The following is a 20,837-nucleotide window of genomic DNA, read 5'->3' as shown; positions in this document are numbered from 1 at the left end:
AGATTCCGGATTGCTTCGTCGCAAGGGCTCCTCGCAATGACGTGGTGAGGCTGGTGCGCTCACGCCGCCTTCTTGCTTTCCGCGAGCTGCGCCAGCTGCCGCATGATCTCCGTCGTGCCGGCGAGGCGCTCTTCCGGCGTTTCCCAGTCCTGCAGGAACACCACCTTCATGTCGGGGCGCACCTTGGCGGCTTGGCCGTAGCTGCGGATGAAGGTCACGAGGCGATCGGGATAGGCGAAGGAATTGTCGCGGAAGACGATGACAGCGCCCTTCGGGCCGGCGTCGATCTTCTCGACATTGGCCCGGCGGCAGAACGCCTTGATCGCGGCGACCTTGAACAGATAGCGCACTTCGTCCGGCAGCACGCCAAAGCGGTCGCGCATCTCGGCGCCGAAATTCTCGATCTCCTCCTCGGTGTCGAGATCGGCGAGGCGCCGGTATAGCGACAGCCGCACCGAGAGATCGCTGACGTAATCCTCGGGGATGAGCACGGGCATGCCGATAGTGATCGACGGCGACCAGCGGTCGGCGGCGGGCTCGGACACGCCGGCCTTCAGGTTGACGATCGCCTCCTCCAGCATTGACTGATAAAGCTCGAAGCCGACCTCCTTGATGTGGCCGGACTGCTCCTCGCCCAAGAGATTGCCGGCGCCGCGAATGTCGAGGTCGTGCGAGGCGAGCTGGAAGCCGGCGCCCAGCGTCTCCAGCGATTGCAGCACGGTGAGCCGGCGCTCCGCCTGCACCGTGATCTTCTGCTGCGCCGGCAGCGTGAACAGCGCGTAGGCCCGCAGCTTGGAGCGGCCGACGCGGCCGCGCAGCTGGTAGAGCTGGGCAAGGCCGAACATGTCGGCGCGATGCACGATCAGCGTGTTGGCGTTGGGGATGTCGAGGCCGGACTCGACGATCGTGGTCGACAACAGAATGTCGAACTTGCCGTCGTAGAACGCGGTCATGATGTCCTCGATCACGGCAGGGGGCATCTGGCCGTGCGCGACCGCGACCTTCATCTCCGGCACGTTCTTGTCGAGGAAGTCCTTGACCTCGGCGAGATCGTCGATGCGCGGCACGACGTAGAACGCCTGGCCGCCGCGATAACGCTCGCGCAAGAGCGCCTCGCGGATCATCAAGGGATCGTGCGGGGCGACGAAGGTGCGCACCGCCAGGCGATCCACCGGGGGCGAGGCAATGATCGAGAGCTCGCGCACGCCGGTGAGTGCCAATTGCAGCGTGCGCGGGATCGGGGTTGCCGACAGCGTCAGCACGTGGACCTCGGCACGGAGCGCCTTCAACCGCTCCTTGTGGCTGACGCCGAAATGCTGCTCTTCGTCGACGATGAGCAGGCCAAGGTCGCGGAACTTGATCGTCTTGCCGAGCAGCGCATGGGTGCCGACGACGATGTCGACCGAGCCGTCGGCGATGCCCTTCTTGACCTCGTTGAGCTGTTTTGTGGGGATCAGGCGCGAGGCTTGCGCGACGTTGACAGGGAAGCCTTTGAAGCGCTCGGTGAAGGTCCGGTAATGCTGGCGCGCCAGCAGCGTGGTCGGCACCACGACCGCGACCTGCTTGCCGTCGAGCGCGACCGCGAAGGCGGCGCGCAGCGCCACCTCGGTCTTGCCGAAGCCGACGTCGCCGCAGATCAGCCGGTCCATCGGGCGGCCCTTTTCGAGATCCTTCAGCGTGGACTCGATGGCGCCGAGCTGGTCCTCGGTCTCGTCATAGGGGAAGCGCGCGCAGAACTCGTCGTAGACGCCCTGCTGCACCGGCAGCTTCGGCGCCTCGTGCAGCATGCGTTCGGCCGCGATCTTGATCAGCTCGCCCGCGATCTCGCGGATGCGGTTCTTGAGCTTCGCCTTGCGTGTCTGCCACCCCGAGCCACCGAGCTTATCCAGCTCGACCGTGGTTTGATCAGAGCCGTAACGCGACAGCAGCTCGATGTTCTCGACCGGAAGGAACAGCTTGGTCTCGGCCGCATAGTGCAGCTCGAGACAGTCATGCGGTGCGCCGGCAACGTCCAGCGTCTGCAGGCCGATGAACCGGCCGATGCCGTGATCGACGTGCACGACGATGTCGCCGGCGGCGAGGCTCGTCACCTCCGAGATGAAATTGTCGAGCTTGCGGCTGGCCTTGCGCGGCCGCACCAGGCGGTCGCCGAGGATATCCTGCTCGCTGATGACGGCGATCTCGTCGGTCTCGAAGCCGCTTTCGAGGCCGAGCACGGCGAGCATGGTCTCGTTGCGCGGCGTCGCCTGCACCGTCCGCCAGGAGTTGACGCTGGTGGTGTGGGCGAGCTTGTGGTCGCGCAGCATCGAATTCATGCGATCGCGCGAGCCCTCCGTCCACAGCGCGATCACGACCTTCTTGCGCTGCGCCTGCAGCGCCATGACGTGGCTGACCACGGACTCGAACACGTTGACATTGCTGTCGTTGCGCTCCGGCGCAAAGTCGCGGCCCTTGCGTGCGCCGGCATCGACGACTCCGGTGCCGTCGGTCGGCACGGAGAACGGCGTCAGCCGCGCCAGCGGGATCTCGCCGAGGCGCTTGCCCCATTCCTCCTCGGTCAGATACAGCCGGTCGGGCGGCAGCGGCTTGTAGATCGCGCCGCCGCCGGGATGCTCCATCGCCTCGCGCCTCGCCTCGTAATAATCGAGGATCTGCTTGAAGCGCTCGCGCACGGCGTCCTCAGCCTGCGGCTCGATCGCGACGGATGCGCCTTGCAGATAGTCGAACAGCGTGTCCATGCGGTCCTGGAACAGCGGCAGCCAGTGCTCCATGCCGGGATGGCGACGACCCTCGCTGACGGCTTCATACAGCGCATCGTCGCGCTCGGGCGCGCCGAACTCGGCGACATAGCCCATGCGGAATCTGCGGATGGTGTCGGTGACGAGCTGGAACTCCGAGACCGGCACGAGGTCGAGCGCGCGCATGTCGAGCAGCGTGCGCTGGGTCTCGGCATCGAAGGAGCGGATCGATTCCAGGCTGTCGCCGAAGAAGTCGAAGCGCACCGGCTGCTCGAGGCCGGCCGGAAACAGGTCCAGAATGCCGCCGCGCACGGCGTATTCGCCGGGCTCGCGCACGGTGGAGGAACGGTTGTAGCCGTTGTGCTCCAGCCAGGCCACGACGGTGTCCATCGGCACGACGTTGCCCGGCGCGACCGACAGCGCCTGCGCCGCGACGAGCTCGCGCGCGGGCACGCGCTGCACCACCGCGTTCACCGTGGTCAGCACGATCAGCGGCTTGTCGCTACCGGTGAGCGAGGCCAGCCGCGCCAGCGTGGTCAGGCGCTGCGCGAGAATGCCGCCATGTGGCGAGACACGGTCATAGGGTTGGCAATCCCAGGCCGGGAAGGTCAGCACCGGCAGATCGGGCGCGAAGAACCGCAAGCCGCGTTCGAGCGACTGCATGCGCCCGCCGTCGCGGCAGACCACCGCAAGGCTGACGGCCGGCTTCTTCGGCCGCGCCGCGATGGCACGGGCGAGATCGGAGACGACGAGGCCTTCGGCGCCCTCGGCGACATTGGCAAGCGTCAGCGCGCGGCCGGGCGCGAGCAGCTCGGCCGGAGATTTCATCCCCTGCTTCATGCCTTGCCGTCCGCGATCGGAAACGCCTTGATGCGGGCAAACAGCGCGCCGGTGACGTCGGCCGGCAGCACCTTGTCGCCGGTGATGGCGGCGTAGAGATCGGGATCGTTGACCTCGAGCAGGCGCTCGAGCTCGCCGAGCTCGGCGTCGGACAAATTGCCGATCTCGGCATCCGCGAAGCGGCCGAGGATCAGGTCCATCTCGCGCGTGCCGCGGTGCCAGCAGCGGAACAGAAGCCGCTTGCGGCGGTCATCCAGCCCGCTGCTCGATCGTGTCGTTCCCGTCATGTCTCAAATCCAGTCAAACGCAGAAAGCCCGGACGTGCCGGGCGGGGGTGATATAGGCCCTGCCCCCTGGAAAGTCAGCAGTCTTCCCCGCGAGGATCCGTGCAAAAATGCCGGGTGTGGCCTGCAGGTCCGATCACCGGACCCACCCGCAACGGGAAGAGCCGCGCCACCGCCACGCAGCAACTGTGACTTGCGACTTTGCAATTTCGCCGCTATGTGTGTCGCCCGATCCGGCGCCCCTTCTGGCGCGGTCATCTCTGGGAGAAGGCTCGATGACGATCATGTCTCGCCGCCCCGTCGAGGGCATCGCCTAAACTGCGCGAGCGTTGGCCGCGCCGTTAGGGAAACCACGCGCGCCTCGCGCGTGTCGACGATCCCTATCTTCTGAAAGCTTTCAATGGGCACTTTTCCCAACGTGGACGGCCGCGCGCCGATCCACCTCTTCGCCTCGTCCAAATCGTGGATCGAAGGCAACGCAACACTGCAACTGGAACAGGTCGCGGGTCTTCCCGGAGTGCGCGCGGTCGCGGCCATGCCCGATCTGCATCCCGGCAAGTATGGCCCCGTCGGCTGCGCCATTCTGTCCGAGCGTATCCACCCGCAACTGGTCGGCTCCGACATCGGCTGCGGCATGGGCCTGTTTGAGCTCGACATCGCGGCGCGCAAGCTGCGGCTCGATCATCTTGCCGAGCGCATGCACGCGCTCGACCAGCCCTGGGACGGCGACGTCGAGACCGTGCTGGCCGACGCGGACCTCGGCGCCACCGCCTTCGATGCCGCGCTCGGCAGCATCGGCGGCGGCAATCATTTCTGCGAGCTCCAGGCCCTCGACGAGATCCTGGCGCCGGATGCAGCTGCACGCGCCGGCCTCGACCGGAACCTCGCCTATGTCCTGGTTCACTCGGGCTCGCGAGGCCTCGGTTTCTCGATCCTGGAGCAGGCCTTGCACGGCGGACAGGCGTCCCTGTCCATCGGCAGCGACGCGGCAAATGCCTATCTGGCGGACCACGATCACGCGGTGCGATGGGCGAAGCTCAATCGCCACATCATCGCAGAGCGGACCGGAACTACCGCGCGCGCCAGTCTGCGCCTCGTGAGCGACCTCGCGCACAACATGGTCGAGTGCCGGCGTGACGCCGCCGGTGACGTCCTGGCACTGCATCGCAAGGGAGCGGCGGCGGCCGATCGCGGACTGGTGCCGGTGCCTGGGTCGCGCGGAACGCTGTCGTATCTGGTCGAGCCTTTGGCGGACATGCAGACCGAAGCGCTTGCATCGCTCGCGCACGGCGCGGGGCGCAAATACGACCGTGCGTCCATGCATGGCCGCGTCCGGGTCAAGAAGTCGGTCGTCGCAAAGCTGGAACGCAACCCGTTCGGCGGCATCGTCGTCTGCGGCGATCGCGGCCTGCTCGCGGAGGAAGCGCCGGACGCCTACAAGAGCATCGAGCGCGTCATCGCCGATCTCGTGGAGTTCGGTCTCGTGCGCGTGGTGGCCACGTTCCGGCCGCTGCTGACCTTCAAGAAGGGCCAGTCCACCGCCGCGACCAGCGGCAAGCGCGACAGGAGCTGGAAGGAGGAGCGCCGATGATCCGGCTCCTGTTCACCAGCGGACGCGGTCCGGCGGAATGCCGGATCGCGGTCGCGAACGCCGTTGCAGCGCTCATCACCGAAGCGACCGCGCTCGGCTTCGATACCGACCATCTTGAAGGCCCCCGCCCCGACAAGCACGGCCCGGCATCGGCGGTCGTCGTCGTCCATGGCGATGGCGCGGCTGCCTTTGCGCGGCCGTGGATCGGCGCGATCCAATGGACGGCGCAGAGCCCGCTGAGGCCGCATCACAAGCGCAAGAACTGGTTCATCGGAATTGTCGAGCTTCCTGCGCTGCCCGACGCGCCGAAGGCGATCAACGCCGGGGATGTTCGCTTTGAAGCTTTCCGTGCCGGCGGCCCGGGCGGCCAGCACCAGAACAAGACCGAAAGCGCCGTGCGGGCCGTCCACCTTCCGAGCGGGCTTGCGGTCGTGGCGCGCGAAGAACGTTCGCAGCATCGGAACAAGGCGCTGGCACTGGACCGGTTGGCGGCCTTGCTCAGGCTGCAAGGCGAGCTGGCCGCGATCGCCGCCCGGACCGAAGCGCACGCGGCACATGATCAACTCGAGCGCGGCCGGCCGGTCAAGCGGTTCAAAGGCGCGGCGTTTCGCGCCGCATAGCATGATCGCGCCTGGACCGGCAGCACTCCGCCGGTCCAGGGAGGCCCGTCGTGGCCAGGCCGGAATAAAGCCGTGGACGTCCCGCACAAAACTGGCCATCACGGCAGCGAACGGTTCTAGATTCCACGTATGCGCCCCAGCCTGCTCAATCCGCTGTTTGCTCCCGTGACCAGCCTGTCCGGCGTCGGTCCGAAGCAGGACAAGCTGCTGCAGTACCTGCTCAGCCGCAGTGAGACGCCGCGGCTGGTCGATCTGCTCTTGCATCTGCCGAGCCAGGTGATCGACCGCCGCGCCCGGCCGAAGATCCGAGACGCGGCCGTTGGAACCATGGTGACGCTGGAGGTCACCGTCGATCGCCACCGCCCGCCTCCGCCGCGCAACGCGCGCGCGCCGTATCTGGTCTATGCCAGCGACGATACCGGCGACGTCGTGCTGACCTTCTTCCGCGCCAAGCCGGGCTATGTCGAGAAGCTGCTGCCGATGGGCGCGAAACGCTACGTCTCCGGCACGCTGCAGATGTATGACGGCATCCCGCAGATCGTGCATCCCGATCGCGTGCTCGACGAGGAGGCGATTTCGAAGCTGTCGGGGATCGACCCGGTCTATCCGCTCACGGAAGGGCTCGCGCTGGGCTCGCTCCGCCGCGCGATCGCGCAGGCGTTGCAAAAGCTTCCCGCTTTGCCGGAATGGATCAGCCCGGAGGTGCTGCGCCGCTGCCACTTCCCGCCGATCGCGGAAGCGCTCAATCGCGTACACCAGCCGGTCGAGCTGACCGACATCTTGCCCGACCGGCCGTTCTGGTCGCGCCTCGCCTTCGACGAGCTCTTGGCCGGCCAGCTCGCGCTCGCCCTGATCCGCGCGCAGCTGCGCCGCCCCGCCGGCGTGCGCAATGCCGGCGACGGGCATCTGCGCAACAAGATCATCGACGCGCTGCCTTACGCGCTCACACCCTCCCAGCGCAGCGCTGCGGCCGCGATCGCCGAAGACCTGAAGCAGCCGGTGCGCATGCTGCGCTTGCTGCAGGGCGACGTCGGCTCCGGCAAGACCGTCGTGGCCCTCTTAGCTGCCGCCGCGGTCGCCGAGGTCGGCAAGCAGGCCGCGCTGATGGCGCCCACCGAAATCCTGGCGCGCCAGCACATCAAGACCATCGCCCCGCTCGCCGAGCGTGCGGGATTGCGCGTTGCCATCCTCACCGGCCGCGAGAAGGGCAAGGAGCGGCGCGAGATCATCACTGAGCTCGCCGCAGGCGAGATCGACCTGCTCGTCGGCACCCATGCGCTGATCCAGGACGATGTCGTCTTCAGGGATCTCGCGCTCGCCATCGTCGACGAACAGCACCGTTTCGGCGTGCGCGAGCGCCTTGCGCTGACATCCAAGGGCGAGGCCGTCGACGTGCTGGTGCTGAGCGCAACCCCGATCCCGCGCACGCTGGTGCTGACCTATTTCGGCGACATGGATATTTCCGAGCTGCGCGAAAAGCCGGCCGGCCGCCAGCCGATCGACACCCGCGCCGTGCCGATGAGCCGGATCAGCGAGGTCATGGAAGGCGTCGGCCGCGCGCTCGAAGCCGGCAAGCTGGTCTACTGGATCTGCCCGCTGGTCGAGGAATCCGAGGCCGAGGGCACCGAGCATCTCACCAATGCGACCAAGCGTTTCGAGACCCTGCAAAAACGTTTCGGTGACCGCGTCGGCCTCGTCCACGGCCAGATGAAGGGCACCGAGAAGGACCGCGTCATGAGCCAGTTCGCCGCGCACGAGATCGGCCTCCTGGTCGCGACCACCGTGGTCGAGGTCGGCGTCGACGTCCCGGCCGCGACCATCATGGTGATCGAGAACGCCGAGCGTTTCGGCCTTGCCCAGCTGCACCAGCTCCGCGGCCGCATCGGACGCGGCTCGGAGGCGTCAACTTGCATCCTGCTCTATGGCGAGCCGCTCGGCGAAATGTCGAAGGCGCGGCTGAAGGTGATCCGCGAGACCACCGACGGCTTCCGCATCGCCGAGGAAGATTTGAAGCTGCGCGGCGAAGGCGACGTGCTGGGCGTGCGCCAGAGCGGCCTGCCCGGCTACCGCATCGCGCGCCCGGAGGTGCATGGCCAGCTGATCGCCCAAGCCAGAGACGAGGCGCTGCGGATCCTCAAAGAGGATCCGAAGCTGAAGGGCGAGCGCGGCGAGGCGCTGCGCTGCCTGTTGTATCTGTACGAACGGGACGAGGCGATCCCGTTGATAGGGGCGGGTTAGGCGATCAAGCCTTGAGCCCGGCCGATGCGCACGTGCTCGGCCGAGGCGACGGCGAGCCAACTCCGCGGGCTCATGCGGCCTCCGGCGCGAATACGCGCAAGCGGTGACCATCGGGATCGAGCGCGACGAAGGTCGTGCCGAAATCCATCCGGGTCGGCGCCTGGGCGATCGCAAGTCCGCCCCTTTTCCAGGCCGTGTGTGTTTCCTCCACGGCGGCCGCGTCGCTGACCGTAAACGCCATTTCACTGTTGCCGGGCTGTCCCGCGGTCTTCGGTTCGACGGTGGCGCGCGACCACAATCCGAGCATCACGCCGTCACGCAACGGCAGCATGGCAAATGTCGGCGACTGCTCGATGATCGGGATACCCAATAGCTCGTTGTAGAACTTGGCGCTTGCCGCCGGGCTTTCGACATGGAGCAGCAGGAAGCTGAAGTCTGGCATGTGAGGTCTCCTCGTTCGGCGCTCGGTGACGTGAGCGCGACGCAGAAACCTATAGCTCGGCATGCTGTCAGTTTATGTCAGCAGTGTCGACGAAGATCACTGCTCCGGCACGCCCTCCAAAGCGCGCCATTCCTTCAACAGAGCGGCGCGCCGTCGTGGATAGCGTTTGGCCGTCGATTTCAGCGCCGTGATGCGGTCCGTTCGGAAGTGCCGGTAGCCGTCACGAAGCTCGCACCAGGCGACGACGACGCGCACGCGATCGAAAAAGGCGAGAGCGAACGGCCAGATCGTGCGCCGCGATGGACTTCCCTTGCCGTCGGCATAGGCGATCTGCATCTTGCGCTCGGCACGGATCGCATCGCGGATCGATGCGAGTTCGGTATCACCGGCCGCGAGCGCTTCACCCGGTCCGATCAGCAAGCTCGACGCATTGAGGCCAGCGCGCAAGTCGTCCGGAAGCACCGCTCCGATCTTGGCGAGCGCGTTGCGCGCGGCATCGCCGAGAGGCTGATCGGCGCGTTCCGCGACCCACCGTGAGCCGAGCACCAGCGCCTCGATCTCCTCCTCGCTGAACATCAACGGCGGCAGCATGAAGCCAGGCCGCAGCACGTAGCCGACCCCGGCTTCGCCGTCGATGTGCGCGCCTTGCGCCTTCAAGGTCTCGATGTCGCGGTAGAGCGTGCGGAGCGACACGCCGACTTCGTCGGCGAGCGCGGCGCCCGCGACCGGCCGTCGATGCCGGCGCAGCACCTGAATCAGATCGAGCAGTCGTTGCGAGCGGGACATGGGCGAGCCTCGGGCGAGGCATACTACGTCATGCTGCCAAGACATGGCAGCATGAGAGTACGCGCCCTAGGTCTTCTTCGGCGCGATGCTCGCCGCGAAGGCCTTCATCAACGCGGCGTCCGCCGCCTCCCCCTTCGCATCCTCGGCGAAATGCTCGAACCACCTCGCAAAACCCTCGTAGATCTGGCTGGCCGGATGATCGGGCCCGAGGAATCCGGAAATCTCCCGCATCTCGGCAACCCAGCGGTAGGCCTTCGGGATCATGTCGGGCAGCGCGACTTCGAGCCGGGCCAAAATCGCGGGCTGGCTCAGCGCAAGCTCGTCGCGCAGCGCATCGGCCGCGCCCGCTTTCGTCGCCGCGATCACCATGGCCGAGCCGATGCCGGCGAGGCCCTTGACGATGCCGGCATAGGACATTTTCAGCGCCGAGGCCGCGCCGACCGGGCCTTCGACGAGCCGCACGTCGAGGCCGAGATCCCCAAGCACGGCGACGTCCTTGGCGTGCTCGCCCGACATGTAGAAGGCCGGGCTCTTGCCACCTCGCTGCGGCGGAAAGCCGATGATGCCGGCATCGACGAACGGCGCCTGCGCCGAGCCGATGATCTCCTCGATTCTTTGCACGGTATCGACATTGACGGCGTTGCAATCGACCACGATCGGCTTCTTCTCGCGCCTGACAATCAGCGCGGCCAGCCGTTCGGCCAGCGCCACGGCTTCGCCCGGCGGCACGATCGAGAGGATGATGTCGGCATCCGCGATCGCGTCGTCCTCGGCGCCGACCATGCCGGCGTCCGCTGCGCGTTTCAGCGTCGCCTCGCTACGCCCCTTCAAGGACGTCAGCACGCGCGCACCATGCTCGCTGAGTCGGCGGGCCACGGCGCTTCCCATGGCACCGGGGGCGAGGATCGCAATGGTTTTGGACATCATGCACTCCAGCTCGAACGCCGAGCGGCAGCCCGGTCGACCTGAGACTAGCAGAGGGCGAATGCGCCCGCGTGAACGCGACCATCCCGCGACGGAATGGCCCTACTCCGCCTTCGCAGGCTCGGGCCGGAGCGTGGAGGCATTGGCGATCCGCGCGGCATTCGCCATGCCCGCAAGCGCGGCCGCCTTCTTCGGATCGGGCGCCGAGCCCGGCTGCACCACGCCGGCCGACATGATCAGCGTCGCGGCGTCTTCGGCGGTGAGATCGACCTCGATGATCTTGCTCTTGGGGACATAGAAGAAGAAGCCGGTGGTCGGGTTCGGCGAGCACGGCAGGAACACCGAGACATGCTCCTCCTGCCCCGGCAGGCTGCGGGAGATGTCCTCGTTCGGCGATTGCGAGATCAGCACGATCGACCACATGCCCGGCGAAGGAAACTCGACAAGGCCGACTTTCCGGAAGCTCGAGCCCTTGCCCGAGAACAGCGTCTCGAACACCTGCTTCAGGCCGCGATAGATCGCGCGCACCGCCGGGATCCGGCCGAGAAAGGTCTCGCCGACATCGACCAGCGTGCGGCCGATCAGATTGGCCGCGAGGAAGCCGACCAGCGTCAGCGTGAAGAATGCGACAATCAGTCCCCAGCCGGGAACGACGTAAGGGAGATAGGTTTCCGGGCGATAGGCCAGCGGCACGAACGGCCGCACCACGCCGTCGACCCAGGTGACGAACCACCAGACCAGATAGAGGGTGATCGCAATCGGCCCCGTCACCACGAGGCCGGTCAGGAAATAATTGCGGAAGCGGCCCATCAGGCCGGTATGCGGTTCCGGGAGGGGATCAAGAGGCGCAGGCGCGTCGTCGCGGGGGGTCATTCGGGTTCCAGGTCGGTCGCTACCAACAAGCTAGGGTCTTCTAGCAGGTTTTGGAAGACTGCGGCCGACCGATATCCCGATTGCCTATTCGACAGTCACTGATTTCGCGAGATTGCGCGGCTGATCGACATCGGTCCCCATCACCACAGCCGTGTGATAGGCGAGCAGCTGCACCGGGACGGCATAGACCATCGGCGTGAAGGCTGCCGCCATGTCGGGCATGACGATGGTGACGAGCGACTCGACGGTCGCCTCCGCCGCGCCCCTGGCGTCGGTCATCAGGATGATGTTGCCGCCGCGCGCGGCGACCTCCTGCATGTTGGAGACGGTCTTCTCGAACACGCGGTCGTGGGGTGCGATGACGACGACCGGCATGGTCTCGTCGATCAGCGCGATCGGCCCGTGCTTGAGCTCGCCGGCGGCATAGCCCTCGGCGTGGATGTAGGAGATCTCCTTCAGCTTCAGCGCGCCTTCGAGCGCCAGCGGGAAGCTGGTGCCGCGGCCGAGATAGAGCACGTCCCGCGACTTGGCGATCCGGTACGCGAGCTTCTCGATCTGGGTTTCGGTGGTGAGCGCGTCCGCCATCAATCGCGGGACCTCGACGAGCCCATGGACGAGCTTGGTCTCGTCCTCATCCGACAATTCGCCGCGCGCCTTGCCGGCCGCGATCGCAAGGTTTGCCAACACCATGAGCTGGCACGTGAAGGCCTTGGTCGAGGCGACGCCGATCTCGGGTCCCGCCAGCGTCTGCAGCACGGTCTCGCTCTCGCGCGCGATCGTCGAGGTCGGCACGTTGACGACGGCGATCGTGTGCACGCCCTCGGCCTTGGCATAGCGCAGCGCCGCCAGCGTGTCGGCGGTCTCGCCGGACTGCGAGATGAAGATGGCGAGATCGCCCTTGCGCAAGGGTGCCTCGCGGTAGCGGAATTCGGAGGCGACATCGACCTCGACCGGCACGCGCGCGAAGCGCTCGAACCAGTATTTGGCGACGAAGCCGGCATAGCTCGCGGTGCCGCAGGCGGTGATGTTGATGCGCTGGATGTTCTTGAAATCGAACGGCAGCTTGACCGGCAGCGCGACGCGCTCGGTCGCCATGTCGACGTAGCGCGCCAGCGTGTGGCCGACCACCTCCGGCTGCTCGTGAATCTCCTTGGCCATGAAGTGGCGGTAATTGGCCTTGTCGACCAGCGAGGTCGAGGCGGCGTGCCTGATCTTGTCGCGCTGGACGGCGTGGCCATCCTTGTCGAAGATCGTCGCATTCTTGCGGGTCAGCACGGCCCAGTCGCCGTCCTCGAGATAGCTGATCGTGTCGGTGAACGGGCCGAGCGCGATGGCGTCCGAGCCGAGATACATCTCGCCGTCGCCATAGCCGATCGCCAGCGGCGGGCCGTTGCGGGCGCCGATCATGAGGTCGTTGTCGCCGGCGAAGATGAAGCCGAGCGCGAAGGCGCCGCGCAGGCGCGCCAGCGTCAGCTTGACGGCCTCGACCGGCTTGTTGCCGCGCACGAGCAGATCGTCGACGAGATGCAGCACGATCTCGGTGTCGGTCTCGGTGTGGAACACCGTGCCCTTCGCCTCGAGCTCCTCGCGCAGTTCGCGGAAATTCTCGATGATGCCGTTGTGGACCACGGCGACGCGCTCGGTCGCATGCGGATGGGCGTTGTTGACGGTCGGCTTGCCGTGGGTGGCCCAGCGGGTGTGACCGATGCCGGTGGTCCCCTTGAGCGGCTCGGCCTCGAGCCGCTTCTCCAGGTTCTTCAGCTTGCCCTCGGCGCGGCGGCGCTCCAGGTGCTTGCCTTCGAGCGTGGCCACGCCCGCGGAATCGTAGCCGCGATATTCGAGACGTTTGAGCGAATCCACCAATTGCTCTGCAACCGGCTCGCGCCCGAGAATGCCGACAATCCCGCACATGCGGACCACTATCCCCCAAATCGTCGAAAAATCGCCTAAACGACGCGCTCGGTTTTTAGCGAAAATCCCAGGGAACCATATACTCAATAATTATTGCTGATTGTTCCCTCAGCGCTCGGATCAGCATTGATCTCCTCGGCGCTCCTTTGATGCCCAAGTATTTGATCGAGCGAGGCTTTTTCGATAAACTTCTTCCACGTCGATCCTCTTCTGATCAGTTCTGTTCATCGACTCACGCGTCATATGTGCGTCATTGCTGGGGGCAAAACTCGATGCCTGTTCTCAATTTGTCTGACAAGGCAATTTTGAACCTCGCCAACCCTGCCAAACAAATCGATTTCTACGACTCAGGACGAGGTTCAGTAACAGGTCTTATCCTCAAAGCCAGCCCCGGCGGCAGTCGGACTTTCTACCTCTTGTGGAGACCGAAGGGTAAGCGAGGAACTCGACAGCATAAGCTCGGACGATATCCCGTCTTGGGCTTGGCCGCAGCCCGCGAGAAGGCCCGCAAACTCCAAGTCGCATTGCAGGAAGACCCAGACGTCTTCGCCAAGCAAAAACAAGCGGAGGAAGACAAGGTCGACAGGACGTTCTCAGCCGTCGTGAAAGAATTTGAGAAGCGCTATGTGGAGAAGAACGGTATCCGCACCGGCCGCGTCATGATGCAGCAGATCGAAAAGCACCTGATGCCCACCCTCAAGGACCGGGACATCAATTCAATACGCCGAAAAGAGCTGACCAAGCTCCTGGACAAAATCGAGGATAAACACGGACCGAGCATGGCCGACGCTGTTCTCGCCGCGTTTCGCAGCCTCGCAAAATTTCACGCCCTGCGCGACGACGGGTTCAACAGCCCAATCATCCCGGGCATGAAGCGCTACAAGACCAAGCAAAGGACTCGCGTTCTCAATGACGCAGAGCTGCGAGCATTCTGGAACGCAACCGAGGGGATGGGCATATTTGGCGCCCTAGCTCGTACCTGCCTTCTCACCGGAGCTCGTCGGGCCAAGGTCCATCACATGAAGCACGCTGATATTGAAAACGGCGTGTGGACGCTCGGCCATGAGGATCGCGAAAAGCCGAATGCAGGCTTGATCAAACTGCCTCCCCTCGCCCTGTCCATCATCGAGAACACGCCGCGCATAGAGAGAAATCCATACGTCTTTCCTGGGACCCGACTGCGCGGACCTTTCTCAGCTTGGGATGCGTCAACGACCGAATTGCTGAGATTGATGCGGCTTGAACTCCCCGACATGGAGCACTTCACAGTTCACGATCTGAGGCGAACATTCCGCACCCGGCTTTCCCGATTGAAGATTGATCCGCACATCGCGGAGCGATGCATCGGCCATGTCGTCGGAAATACAGTCACCAGAACCTACGATCTTTGGGAATTTTTTGACGAGAAGACAGCGGCCTTCGCAGCGTTCGCCGCCCACGTCCAACAGATCGTTTCTCCTCCCCCGGCCAGCAATGTCGTCCGGCTCCCTGTCGCCGTTGCTCATTAGCGACGGCTGGCGTGGCGTTGTCGGCGTCCGAGGGGGAATTCCTCCCCCGTTGAAAGAAACGCGCCCACGGACCCGCCTTCGGGCGATTTAGGGGGACATGCTAGAGATCGTAGTGTCCCTACGTAGCGTCCGGGAACGTGTATTGATCTTGCCGGATCATTTGGGATATCTTCCTGGCAGGCCGCACGAGCGGTGACGTCGGGAGATCGGCATACGAAGCCCGGCAATCTGATCGCGAGAACCCCTAGGGCAAGCTTCCTTCGCGCAGCGGCTCTTGCAAAGCGATCCAGTCAACTTTCGCAACCACGTTCATGTCAGAACGGGGGTGCGGTAGCGATTGGGTCGAACTATGTCTCGCGTTAGCTCACACCATTCTGAGCAAACATCCTCCTCGTCTGACTCTGTTCTTGTTGATCGGACGCAAGCTGCGCAAATCCTCAGCGTCGCGATTATCACGGTCCGCCGCATCGAGGCCGATGGCAATTTGACTCCTGTGCGATTGCGCGAGGGTCAGACTGCAAAGACGTACTATCGCAAAAACGAAGTCCTTTTATTCGCCGAACGCGGCGTTCCGACAAAGCCGCGTTGAAAAAAAAAAGGCCTCCCTCTGCGGCAACAGAGAGAGGCCGATCAATCTATCACGTAGCCAGACTGCCAAGCCTGCTCATGATCGCAATCCCTCCCCTAGGAAAGATCGCCGATGGAGAATGTAGAACAATTTGTGCGAGCAAACAAGACGCGCGCAATCGCGCGCGTTCGCACCTATCCCGATACGATTGGCGTCTCCGCACGCCGTCGCTTCCCCGTGAAGCTTCTCCATGAGATCAAGGCCAATTGCGGCAAGATGATCCCTCGATTGCGCCGAGACGATCACGATCCGGAAACGACCTGGCGATACGTACTGATCATGCATCAGCCGAGCCGATGGGCATTGAAACGCCTGCACCGATACAAATGCGAGGAAGATGAAAGCCTCAACATCTGCAAACTTCACATCGCCCGCGATTTCGAGCCCTGCGAGGGATACAGCCGAGAGGACGTTCTCAAGTTCGTCCACGAAAGCCGACGGCTCAAATATGAACGCACAGATGCTCGGCCCTACGAGTTCTTTGAGACGACGTACAGCAATGCCAGAGGCCACGCCGACGACCAAACAAAGCCCAGCAAAATCGACGTCATTTACAGCGACAAGCCGTCCAAGCTTGACGGAACGCCGGATGCGATCCACACCGAAACGAGGATCAATGCTGGACGCGAGGTGAAAACTACGGGCATGAACGATTGCCTCGACGTCACCCTGCTCAATCCGGCCCAAGACTTCACCGCGCAGTATGCCGTTAAGAAGCATCACGGCATGGCGGAAAAAATCGTTTGCCGGATCATCAGGAAGACGCAGGCCAGCTATATGGACCTATGCCCAGCGATTGTTGAACGTCGCGTCCGCGGGCTTTATCGCAGATTGGGCATCGATCGATTGTCGGAATTCAGACGGATGTTTCCGCATCAATATCGACGATTGAACCCATGGGATGTGCTGGAATTCGATGATCTGGAATATGCAAAGGGGGATAAGAACTGCGCATGATTGTTCTCTTTGTCATCCCCTAAGATGAGCATCAAGCCCAGCAGACCCGTCGTCCAAGGAGAGGCTATAGGCCCCGCGTGCATGCCCGCAGGCCCTTCCGAACCGGACCTCACGTATAGTAAGCCCAGATTTCCGCACATGACCCATAGCCGACCCAAGGCCAGTTCGCAGGACATTCCAGTTGCCGTCACTGCCCGCCTTTGATCTCGGTACTGGATTTGTGGGTGGCCTAATTCCTTTCTTGGACGAGTGGTCAAAACTGCTCAGACTTGGTCTGCCACAGGTGTTAACAACATCCATCACCGCGCGGCCCTCGGCATATATCGGTGATGAGAACGCCATCACGCGCTCCCGCCTCCTTTCTCAGGAGGAGTTAGAGCCATGCAGCTGCGACGCCGCATCAAGCAAACCATATCCCTTGAAGAACGCCTTGCCGCAGAGGCCCTGCGCTTGCGCGAGCAAGCTAAACTGCTTCCGCCAGGGATTGAGCGCGAGCGTGCAATCCGCAAAGCGCGCCTGGCTGAAACCGGCTCGCACATCAGTGAGTGGCTGCGGTCGCCCGGTCTACGGCCCCCGGTGTAGACGGCCCGATGTGAGCGACAAGAAGCCGCCTAAGAACGTGATCCCTCCCCCTAACCAAAGGCGGACGCAGGAGGTAATGGCGGCCGTTCAAGAGTACGCCGCCGCCCTACAGGAAGTTATCCAGAAGCTGCGCCGCAAGATGAATTAGACAAGCCTGAGTTGAGTGCCCTACCCATCCAACGCTGACTTCCGTTTCTGGGCCCATCCCGGACCTAAACGAATGTCCGGGCGATGTCTGCAATACCTCCCGGAGCAGACGCCGCCCTGCTCAGAGTCCCCCAGCCACCAAACGCCCCAAGGATAAGGGGAGAACCCCCGAGAACGGGCAAGCCGCCCCACAGCCCGCCAATCGAGCGGGATCGACATTTTAGATCGCTATTCAGCGGACAGACCCAATCAACAGAGGAAAGGAAGCTTCCCATGGGAGGACGCGACGACCAAGGCCTGTACGATCATGCTGGACCGGGAGCAAAACGCCGAAAGCGTCGCTCCATCCAGAACATTCCGCGCGAGATCAGCACGGCACGCCATCCAAGGCCGAAGATCGTGCGGGAGAAATTGGCTCATCAAGAGCATAAAACAATCTCCGGCCGCGAACTAAAACGGAAAATCTGGCGGCTAACCCTCAAAGGGAAAGGCCCTCGCGATATTCACGAGCGAATAAAGCGGGAAGGAATTCCCGCCACGCTCGTCACCATCTCAGGTGTTCGGACTCAGATGTTGGAAACGATCAAATTCCTGCGCGAGAAGGAGCTGATCAATGAACGTCGGCTTGAACGATATCAAGGCCAATAAACGTTCCCTTCTTTGATTTGCATCAATGGAACGAGCGCGCGATCTCTCAACAATCCGGCATGGCTAAGTCCGACGAACACGCCCCACCCAAAGAACCGGAAGAGCTGGCGCCCTGCGCGCAAGAAACCCGGCAGATCATCCGCGATTACATCGACGATCTGAAGGAACTGATCGCGAAGCTCCGACGTCGGATGCATTGAGCACAAGCCAACAAAAAGCAACCCACCTCCTAAACAGCACCGAAACGGGAGAAGAAGCGAGACTCGATCCAACATTGATCCGGGATATGGCGACAGCAGGACGAAATCCCCGGAGGGACAATAACGCCCGCAACGCCCATCCTCACAGCACACATCCTCGCGAAAATGAAGAACGCAAGAAAACGCCTATCGAACTGCACAATCAAAGCAATTGGCCTCAGCACTCCGTTCAAGCCCTATCGATCCATTCCCTCCCCGATTTCCTACAGACGTTCGCACTCCTCCCCAGACGAAATGCAATCAGCTCAATCGTGATCCTCAGGACGCGGATGAAGAGTTGAAGAATAACCTATAAAACACGGTCTTTGGGCGACCTCCTCCCTCCTCCCTGTTTCGCCATAGAATAGGGAGTGAGCGTGAAATTGTTCTCCCTCGTAACAGCACCGGGTCGCCCAGCGCCTGCAAAAATCGGCATTCGAAAATTCCCCTTGACAGCCATGACGCGCTTTATGACGTTGCGCGTCCCTTGATCTAGACAAGAGCGATTGCGCAGAGCGCGCGACATGCACGGGACATTGAAAAAGACATCACGCAAGCTGTCTGCAGTCTCTTCCGGGAGACGGCTTTTCCTCGAGCACATTGCTCCAACAAAGAATGCTCAAGGACGACGCTTTGCGGACTTGATTGTTCTCTTCACGGAAGAACTGGGCTCCAAGCCAACAACATCGCAAACAGCGACCGTACGTAAGATCGCAACATTGCAAGTATTGGCCGAGGGCTTAGAGCTGTCCATCGTGAAGGGCACGGCCTCTGCGAAGGACAGAGCTGAGTATTACAGGATCAACACGCAGCAAGTCCGCTTGATGAAGGGCTTGGGCTTGAGCAATGCGAACGTTGACGATGACGGCGATGCGGAAGGCGTGATCGATCCGTTGGAATATGCCCGACGCGGGGCAACACGGCATTCACACTCGCGACATACACAACGCGAACGATTGGATAGCGAGGACTCATGAAGCGTAGTCTGACGCGGGAAAGATTGGACATCCCGCTCAGACCACGCCTCAAGCCTCAACCAAAGAAATTCACGCTGTTAGACGCGATGAACGATCCGGCCGTCTTCGGCCCGTTCTTCAAAGACCCTCAATCGTGGATCGCATGGCGAGCTTTCATAGCAGCCGCATTCGGCTTGCCGATGTCGGCCGACGAATTCGCGATCTATCAAGCCTGCACTGGCAGAACGACGGCCCCAACGCAGCAGATGCGAGAGGCCGTTCTTGTCGTGGGGCGACGTGGAGGCAAATCGCGGGCCTTAGCTCTGATTGCTGTTTGGCTCGCGTGCTTCTGCGATTATCGACAGCACCTCGATGCGGGAGAATTGGGCCTAGTCCAAGTTCTCGCAGCAGACAAAGAGCAAGCCAAGACAATCCTGCGATATGCCAAGGCCTTCGTTAAGCGCGTCCCGATGCTCCGACGTTTGGTCGAGCGGGAAACGAATTACGGCCTCGAACTCTCCAACAGCATTGCAATCGAAATCGTCACTGCTTCTTTCCGCACAGTTCGCGGACGCACAGTGGTGGCCTGCTTGGCGGACGAAGTTGCTTTTTGGCATTCCGAAGAGAGTGCCAATCCTGATGTCGAAGTCATTAACGCAATCCGTCCGGGGATGGCTACAATTCCAAACGCGATGCTGCTCTTGGCATCGAGCCCGTACGCGAGAAAAGGCGTCTTATTCACTCAGCACAAGAAATATCACGGCAAGGACGATCCTCGCGTGTTGTCGTGGCAGGCCTCAACACAGCAGATGAACCCTTCTATCGATCCGGAATTCATCAAAGAAGCTTTCGAGGCTGATCCTGTCTCAGCTTCTGCTGAATACGGAGCACAATTCAGGAGCGACATCGAAGCTTTCCTGTCTCGCGAAGCCGTTGAAGCCGTCACTGGTGAGGAACGCGAACGGCCTTATGTCGCGGGCAACGCCTATCATGCCTTCGTTGATCCCAGCGGGGGATCGGGAACGGACTCGTTCACACTGGCAATCGCGCACGTTGAGCAGAAGATCGGCATTCTGGACGTGATCCGCGAAGTCAAACCGAATTTCTCTCCGCGTGATGTCGTGGAGCAATATTCGGCTCTCCTCAAGCAGTACGGCATCAGCAAGATTGTTGGCGATCGCTACGCCGGGGAATGGCCGAGAGAGCAATTCCAGCAATTCGGGATCACGTACGAGCCATCCGCGCGGCCGAAATCGCAAATCTATGCTGAGTTCCTGCCCATGCTCATGAGTAAGCGGATCGATCTCCTCGATAACGACCGGCTGATGAACCAATTGATCGGACTTGAACGGCGCGTCTCGCGCGGAGGCAAGGACTCGATCGATCATTCTCCGGGCGGCCACGACGATATCAGCAATGTGGTTGCTGGGGTGCTGACGATGATGGGCACGAAGAAATATCGCTACGATGCTTCACTTTCTTGGGTGTCGTCCAGTAGCGACGTCGTTCGAGAGCAGAGCATTTCCGCTCAGAGACTAAGCAATCTTCTCAATTTGCGAGGAATACGATGACTACAACCAATGACACCGTCATTTATGACAAGCACGGCAAGCGCGTTCATCGCGCAAACGGCATTATCGAAACGGGCGACAAAGTCGTCGTGGCCATGCGGTTCATGGATGCCGCTTCAACACTATCCAGCGTCAGGCTCCACGACGCGGAAGGTGACGCGCCTCCGACGCGCGAGGAACTCGACGCGATCTGGCAGAGACGCGTAGCAGCGACATCCGATGCGTGGCGTCACCCCGACCAGCAGGATGCCCACAAGCAGACTCAGACAACGAATGTAGAAGATGCGATCGAGCAGAGAAACCGGCGCCTTGAGAATGCATGGCGCGGCTAGGAAACCCGCCTGCCGCGTCTCG

18 protein-coding genes are annotated in these 20,837 nt (G+C 62.7%); 11 read left to right on the top strand and 7 right to left on the bottom strand.

The genetic code is table 11. The features are described 5' to 3' along the window. Positions 1-59 precede the first annotated feature (59 nt). The gene (gene mfd, locus XI05_RS25215) at positions 60-3,578 is read right to left on the bottom strand and encodes a transcription-repair coupling factor (protein ID WP_271506863.1); all 3,519 of its coding nucleotides are present in this window, start codon (positions 3,576-3,578) and stop codon (positions 60-62) included. Further along, positions 3,575-3,865 (bottom strand): FAD assembly factor SdhE, encoded by a 291-nt coding sequence (locus tag XI05_RS25210; protein WP_271506859.1) that lies wholly within the window; start codon positions 3,863-3,865, stop codon positions 3,575-3,577. The genes mfd and XI05_RS25210 overlap by 4 nt, the downstream gene beginning before the upstream one ends. 397 nt (positions 3,866-4,262) lie before the next feature. On the opposite strand from XI05_RS25210, the gene XI05_RS25205 reads away from it, so the two are divergent. The 3 genes from XI05_RS25205 to recG all read left to right on the top strand — a co-directional run bounded on the left by XI05_RS25205 (position 4,263) and on the right by recG (position 8,311). Then, positions 4,263-5,453 carry an RNA ligase RtcB family protein gene (locus XI05_RS25205; RefSeq protein ID WP_271506857.1) on the top strand — a complete coding sequence of 397 codons (1,191 nt, stop codon included), beginning with the start codon at positions 4,263-4,265 and terminating at the stop codon, positions 5,451-5,453. Further along, entirely contained in the window at positions 5,450-6,073 is a 624-nt protein-coding gene (gene prfH, locus XI05_RS25200; RefSeq protein WP_271506854.1) for a peptide chain release factor H, read from the top strand. Before XI05_RS25205 ends, prfH begins: the two co-directional genes overlap by 4 nt. 129 nt (positions 6,074-6,202) lie before the next feature. Further along, positions 6,203-8,311 carry an ATP-dependent DNA helicase RecG gene (gene recG / locus XI05_RS25195; protein WP_271506852.1) on the top strand — a complete coding sequence of 703 codons (2,109 nt, stop codon included), beginning with the start codon at positions 6,203-6,205 and terminating at the stop codon, positions 8,309-8,311. A gap of 70 nt (positions 8,312-8,381) precedes the next feature. On the opposite strand, the gene XI05_RS25190 is transcribed toward recG, so the two are convergent. The 5 genes from XI05_RS25190 to glmS form a co-directional block, all read right to left on the bottom strand. After that, positions 8,382-8,753: a VOC family protein gene (locus tag XI05_RS25190; protein WP_271506849.1), complete on the bottom strand. Its 372-nt coding sequence runs from the start codon at positions 8,751-8,753 to the stop codon at positions 8,382-8,384. A 96-nt stretch (positions 8,754-8,849) separates the two neighbouring features. After that, on the bottom strand, positions 8,850-9,539 hold the full coding sequence (locus tag XI05_RS25185) for a helix-turn-helix transcriptional regulator (protein WP_271506846.1): 690 nt from the start codon (positions 9,537-9,539) through the stop codon (positions 8,850-8,852). 66 nt (positions 9,540-9,605) lie between these two features. Beyond that, positions 9,606-10,463: an NAD(P)-dependent oxidoreductase gene (locus XI05_RS25180; protein ID WP_271506843.1), complete on the bottom strand. Its 858-nt coding sequence runs from the start codon at positions 10,461-10,463 to the stop codon at positions 9,606-9,608. Positions 10,464-10,565: 102 nt separating this feature from the next. Beyond that, entirely contained in the window at positions 10,566-11,336 is a 771-nt protein-coding gene (locus XI05_RS25175) for a DUF502 domain-containing protein (protein WP_172783754.1), read from the bottom strand. Between the two features lie 84 nt (positions 11,337-11,420). After that, entirely contained in the window at positions 11,421-13,247 is a 1,827-nt protein-coding gene (gene glmS, locus XI05_RS25170) for a glutamine--fructose-6-phosphate transaminase (isomerizing) (protein WP_271506840.1), read from the bottom strand. A 272-nt stretch (positions 13,248-13,519) separates the two neighbouring features. On the opposite strand from glmS, the gene XI05_RS25165 reads away from it, so the two are divergent. The 8 genes from XI05_RS25165 (at position 13,520) to XI05_RS25130 (ending at position 20,815) form a co-directional block, all read left to right on the top strand. Next, the gene (locus XI05_RS25165) at positions 13,520-14,755 is read left to right on the top strand and encodes a tyrosine-type recombinase/integrase (RefSeq protein ID WP_271506837.1); all 1,236 of its coding nucleotides are present in this window, start codon (positions 13,520-13,522) and stop codon (positions 14,753-14,755) included. Between the two features lie 700 nt (positions 14,756-15,455). After that, positions 15,456-16,340, top strand: coding sequence for a hypothetical protein (locus tag XI05_RS25160; protein ID WP_271506834.1), 885 nt, complete (start codon positions 15,456-15,458; stop codon positions 16,338-16,340). A 381-nt stretch (positions 16,341-16,721) separates the two neighbouring features. After that, a complete protein-coding gene (locus tag XI05_RS25155) occupies positions 16,722-16,922 on the top strand; it encodes a hypothetical protein (RefSeq protein WP_271506833.1) in 201 nt (66 codons plus the stop codon). Between the two features lie 420 nt (positions 16,923-17,342). Continuing rightward, positions 17,343-17,717 carry a hypothetical protein gene (locus tag XI05_RS25150; RefSeq protein ID WP_271506829.1) on the top strand — a complete coding sequence of 125 codons (375 nt, stop codon included), beginning with the start codon at positions 17,343-17,345 and terminating at the stop codon, positions 17,715-17,717. A 59-nt stretch (positions 17,718-17,776) separates the two neighbouring features. Next, positions 17,777-17,917, top strand: a complete 141-nt coding sequence (locus tag XI05_RS25145; protein ID WP_271506827.1) for a hypothetical protein — start codon at positions 17,777-17,779, stop codon at positions 17,915-17,917. A gap of 563 nt (positions 17,918-18,480) precedes the next feature. Further along, a complete protein-coding gene (locus tag XI05_RS25140; protein WP_271506824.1) occupies positions 18,481-18,933 on the top strand; it encodes a hypothetical protein in 453 nt (150 codons plus the stop codon). Further along, positions 18,930-20,483: a hypothetical protein gene (locus XI05_RS25135; protein ID WP_271506822.1), complete on the top strand. Its 1,554-nt coding sequence runs from the start codon at positions 18,930-18,932 to the stop codon at positions 20,481-20,483. Before XI05_RS25140 ends, XI05_RS25135 begins: the two co-directional genes overlap by 4 nt. Then, positions 20,480-20,815 carry a hypothetical protein gene (locus XI05_RS25130; RefSeq protein ID WP_271506819.1) on the top strand — a complete coding sequence of 112 codons (336 nt, stop codon included), beginning with the start codon at positions 20,480-20,482 and terminating at the stop codon, positions 20,813-20,815. The genes XI05_RS25135 and XI05_RS25130 overlap by 4 nt, the downstream gene beginning before the upstream one ends. Positions 20,816-20,837 lie beyond the last annotated feature (22 nt).

The sequence above is a fragment of the Bradyrhizobium sp. CCBAU 11357 genome, from assembly GCF_028128865.1.
GTDB lineage: Bacteria > Pseudomonadota > Alphaproteobacteria > Rhizobiales > Xanthobacteraceae > Bradyrhizobium.
Note: the sequence above shows the minus strand (reverse complement) of the source record. Positions and strands in the feature narration are given on the sequence as shown.